The organism is Peribacillus huizhouensis (assembly GCF_014138605.1).
In the GTDB taxonomy this organism is placed as follows: domain Bacteria; phylum Bacillota; class Bacilli; order Bacillales; family DSM-1321; genus Peribacillus; species Peribacillus huizhouensis.
In genome coordinates this window covers 1-5,142 of sequence record NZ_JACJHX010000042.1, presented here as the reverse complement: position 1 = coordinate 5,142, position 5,142 = coordinate 1, and the positions used below count along the sequence as shown (strand labels likewise).

The window sequence follows — 5,142 nt, the reverse complement described above, 5'->3', positions numbered from 1 at the left end:
TCAGGCGCTCTCCCCTTTTTTAAAAATGAATGAGCTGCGTCTTATTAAGTATTGCCTTTTTCACTGAATTACAGAAGTTTATTTTCATGGTAGTTCAACAAGCATTATTTCTTTTTAGAAGATTTATACCCAATAATAATAATAATAACAGCACTAATTACGGCGAACCATATATACCATTCCATATGATTTCCTCCTTAACTGACGAAACAATATGATAATTTGTTAAATAGCAGCAACATTTCGGAAAACAGCCATATACTAAGAGTTATGCTCTTTACACTAGAATATTCCTTATTCCATTAACCTGACCCGTTAGTTTAAGTGTAATCCTTCACAATCTTATCTATGTTCTAACATAATATCCAAATCCCTTTAAATGTTGCTCCACAATCTGGCCCGATAACGAAAAGACACGCATTTTTACATGGGTGTCTTAATATAAGTTTATTTAATTTACTTTCAAAAATATTTACTATAAAAATCCTGTCTTAGTTTTCCGCTTAGCTGAGCATATATTTTTGTAGTCTCACTCTTTTCATGACCCAGTAAACTTTGGATCACATCAATTGGCGCACCGTTATTAATCATATGTGTAGCATAGCTGTGTCGCAATTGGTGGGGATGTATATTCTTTTTTATCCCAGCCCGATTTGATATGCGTTTGATAATGTATCTAAGATTATCCATACTCATACACCTTTTCGGCCTTCTGTCCGTGATAAACAAACAAAACTCTTCGTCATCTCGTTCGTCTAAATACCTTTTTAACCAAATGGAGCAACGAGTATTAAAGTATACTTCCCTTTCTTTATCACCTTTTCCGTGTACAATAACTGAATTTGTACGAAAATCAATATCATCACGATTCAATTTTGCAACTTCTCCAATACGGCAACCGGTCGAATACATAAACTCAAATAGTGCATTCTCCATCGTTGTTTGACAAGCTTCTCTTAGATGTTCTATCTCTAATTCTGTAAGAAACTTTGGAATTCTTTTACCCAATTTCGGCTCTTTTAATTTAGCTGCAGGATTCTTTGGAATATACCCTTCTTCATGAATCCATTTGAATAGTGATTTAACGCAACGAATCCTGTGTCCTAAACTGGATGGCTTTAGGTGATCTCCTGACTGTATTAGATATTCTTTTAATTTCTCAGTACTAATTCCACTCATATCAATATCACCAAAAAATCTTAATAAGAGATTATATTGAAAACAGTATGTTTTTAATGTAAGTGCTGAATAACCCTCTATTTTTTTATCTTGTTGATATTTTTTCCACGCTTCGGATAGTAACATAATTCTTACACTCTCCCACTATAAATCTATTAATCTAGATTCTATTATGTTCACTGAGAGCCTTATTTATACGAACCTATTTAAAAATCTAAGACATTAACAAAGTGCCTAACATGAGTAACCCTTGAAATACAAGAAATAGGACACTCTCCTTTTTACAGGAAAGCACCCGATTGCTGAATAAGGATATTGTTTATTTTTCAGTTTCTAATTTCATCATAGATATGCAAAACGGGCACTATTCTTTACTAAGGAATAGAGCCCGATAATGGAATAACTAATTACAGCTTTGACCCAATAATTCTTTAATTTTCTTACTAACGCCTCCTTCTCTAAGCAAGTCGATGGGTTAATTGGACAATCTTGTATGTATTTTATTTAACTCATTTTTTGTAACTTTCTTCAATTTTTCTTTTCGCTCCATCTCCACTTTTTCTTCAAGGATTAGTAATATAGCTTCTCTAAGAGTATCATAATGCAAATTACATTCTTTTTCACCTAACTGATGAACACCTTTACTTAAAATAGCGTAAATAAAAGGATTTATTTCAGCCAAGTAAGTAGGAACATAACCCTTCTCGTGTAATATTTTTACTTTATCTTGAGTCTTAGCTTCATTGAATGCTTGTTCATCTATATTATTTTCAAGTTTGGCTAGTTCAAATTGTTCAAAAATCAATTTTTCGAAAATCCTACGCAAATAAAGAAAGGCTCCCACACCCATATTATGTGTTTTTAAAATTTCTGCATTGGTTAATTCATTAGTTACACTCTTATCTTTTAGAACTTTCCTATATTCCTTTAAAGAGTTATCAAAATCTCGAATTGACGGATATTGCCCAGTCTTTATTAAATAATTATCGTCAGTCAATTGAAATATTACATAAAATTTATGTTTATCTTTTGAAGTACATTCTAAATTCATTTGCAGAACTCTATTTTCATCAAATATTTGATCTATAAATTCTTCAAATCTCTTAACAGAAACCTTCGCTGCATCTTCATCATATTCCTCAAATTCATCTGACATGCTGAACATATACGAATAAGTTGTAAGTAATGATTCTGGTAGTTCATTTTCTAATTCATAACCCTTGTGAATGATTTGAAGTTCCCTTTTACAAAAAGGGCAATAGTAATAGAAATTTTTTTCCTGTGTGACTAACGTTTTTAGGTATCTAACGTCTTCATTTTCTAAAAAATGTATATTGTGGAGAATATTGGGTATATCATCTTCGTTGTAGTCTAAAATCTCCATATCCTCTGTTGTTTCAGCAGATGTATTAATTTTTACTTTGGTATACAAAGGAAAGTCAAACAAAAGATAAGGACCTTTTCCAGCAAAATCACTTAACCGTTCATATTGCATATAAACACCGCCCAATTTATATTAATTAAGCTAATTTTACCATAGAAAACTAAGTTTCTTCCAAAACGAATCGCCATTTATGTGTCTAAAGGTTGTAACTTTTAGACATTCAGATAAAAATAAAAAAACAAAAATTACTCTTTTAGGAACCTACCACAAAAGAACCCATCTCTGGGTTCTGACAACTAAGAGTAATAATTTTAGATAGAAAAAAGTAACTGAAATCCCCAAAAAATTTTTAGCATATTATTCATCTACCAGGGAACTCTTTTTTTACTGTAATAATACATTCATTAAGATCGAGTATTGTATCAACCTCTTCGTTATCATGCCAAAATACCTCTACACGAATGTAAGTATTATCCTCTTTTTTTGTATATGTGGTAGATTGGGTTTGCCAATTCTCATTAAAACTAAACGGTGAAGTTTTATTATTTTTATTATTTTGATCGGGGAATACTTCCCAAATCACAACTTCTCCAATTCTCTGTAAGGAGCTTCCAGTGCAAAGCTGCTGCTAAAATAGAACTTCGTTATAGTCCATTATGTCGTACTGCGTGAGCTAAAGTCACCTTATTAACTGCTAAGGCAACGCTCGGTAAAGCAAAAATAAGAAGAAATGACGGATATAGCTATTCATGCTTTGCACGTAATGGAAAAAGGTCTTGTTACACCCCACAAGTATATGATGGTGGATATAAAGCAAAAGCTGAAGGCTTTTATGAATATCAATACTCTAATTTTAGTTCTTTTTATGATTTAGGACCTACTCCTTGGTATTAAAAGTATTTTTTAATCCGCCCCCCCCCGAAAATCGGCAGATAGTATAACCGACTTCGGGGTTTTTATTTTCAATGATCACTTCCTAAAATTCGTTGGGCGGCCACCATTGACAATGAGGAGTAGGAATCTTCAATTTTCCAGCATTACTGACAATACCACTTTTTTCATCAACGACAATGATAGGTGCGCTCCTTAATTGTTGGGCATCATAGTTATACGAAGAGCATGGGAACCTATAGAATGTGTCTCTCCTTGCTAAAGAATGCCCTATAAAGCCAACTACCAACCCGTTGTCATCAGTTGAGAACTTGTTGAGGGGTATCAGGCCAGGGGCAGGCGGGTAGTATGCTTCATCGTACGCATAGAAAGCGACTTTCCCATTAGGAATAAAAGTCCCGAAGACCTTATATATTACGTGATTATCACTACCATCGTATTCGTCCCAGACCCTTATCCCATTGCTAGGGGCGTCAGGTGGATATAACATTCTGACGGCCGCTAATTCATTGTCGACTCTGGCTCGTTCACGACGATTAGGTGGGACACAGACATGATCTGATGGTCGCGTCTCGCGCCAAACGAAGCCTAGCTTACATGTATCACCGCCTCCGGGTTCCTGGTGAGACGGCCCCAGTACATTTTCAGAAGCAGTCTCATCGCGAGTTTGCGGAGTCACGCATACAAAGTCACCAGGAACTGCTTCCCTCCAGACATAACCCTGCTTACAGGCTTGAGGAACTGGAACTGGCGGAGGAACATGACCTATGGGAGGAAGAGGTTTAGGCAACTGATGTTGAGGAACATCACCTATGGGAGGAAGAGGATAAGACACCTGATGTTGAGGAACATGACCTATGGGAGGGAGAGGTACATGACCTATGGGATTAAAAGGTTCAGGCAACTGATGTTGAGGAACATGACCTATGGGTGGGAGTTGGCGTGGATCAATCCATTCAAAACCCTTACGATACGGATTCCAATTCCAATACATTAAAACATCCCCCTTTTTCATTATGCTTTAGTGTATTGGAATAAACGTCTAATAATTCCTTTTTCCCCAAAATACTAAACAACTGGCGTATGGTAATGGCCTGTTGACTCCATAAAAGAATTAGCCTGAGGTGAATACCGCTTCAGGCTAATTCTTTTATGGGAAAGTCGGAATTCCTTTTTTCTCTGAATATCACAGGGAGACCGACTTTTTAGGTTGGAATTCTCTTAGCCTATAAAATTACCGGAATGGGCGGTACATTGTTGCTACCGTTCGTAAAAGTCTTTTTTGAGTTTACTGACGTTCGCTGGTTGTTATGTACATTTACGAACGTGTCTAAAAGTTGAAAGTTTGGTACACTGCAAAAGTATCATATTTTCCCTGTTACTTTTCAATTGTTTTGTCGTTTTTTTGTCATCGAAAATGACGTATAGAAGGGGTTCTGGAAACATTGTCCGAGAATTTTGTATACTAAGAGAAGTATCAAACTAAAAAAGCCAATTCCTTAAATATTTAAGAAATCGGCTTTTTTGATTTTTCCTATTCCGCAATATGGCCCTTTTCATGAAGAAAGACGCTTTCCTTATTTCAGAAAAGCGCCCGATTGCGGAATAAAAAAATCCTGCAAATCAAAATACAGGATTTTCTTCTTTATTAAATTTACTGTAGCATCTATTTGCTAGAAGTCTCTCGA

The 5,142-nt window shown here is 35.3% G+C and carries 4 protein-coding genes; 1 reads left to right on the top strand and 3 read right to left on the bottom strand.

Translation table 11 applies throughout. The features are described from left to right. Window positions 1-462: 462 nt before the first annotated feature. The 3 genes from HNP81_RS23405 to HNP81_RS23395 form a co-directional block, all read right to left on the bottom strand. Window positions 463-1,305: a tyrosine-type recombinase/integrase gene (locus HNP81_RS23405; RefSeq protein ID WP_182504164.1), complete on the bottom strand. Its 843-nt coding sequence runs from the start codon at window positions 1,303-1,305 to the stop codon at window positions 463-465. Between the two features lie 349 nt (window positions 1,306-1,654). Continuing rightward, window positions 1,655-2,674, bottom strand: a complete 1,020-nt coding sequence (locus tag HNP81_RS23400) for a hypothetical protein (RefSeq protein ID WP_182504163.1) — start codon at window positions 2,672-2,674, stop codon at window positions 1,655-1,657. A 250-nt stretch (window positions 2,675-2,924) separates the two neighbouring features. Continuing rightward, window positions 2,925-3,146 carry a hypothetical protein gene (locus tag HNP81_RS23395; RefSeq protein WP_182504162.1) on the bottom strand — a complete coding sequence of 74 codons (222 nt, stop codon included), beginning with the start codon at window positions 3,144-3,146 and terminating at the stop codon, window positions 2,925-2,927. 1,068 nt (window positions 3,147-4,214) lie between these two features. Here HNP81_RS23395 and HNP81_RS23390 point away from each other — a divergent pair. Next, on the top strand, window positions 4,215-4,451 hold the full coding sequence (locus HNP81_RS23390; protein ID WP_182504161.1) for a hypothetical protein: 237 nt from the start codon (window positions 4,215-4,217) through the stop codon (window positions 4,449-4,451). Window positions 4,452-5,142: the final 691 nt, after the last annotated feature.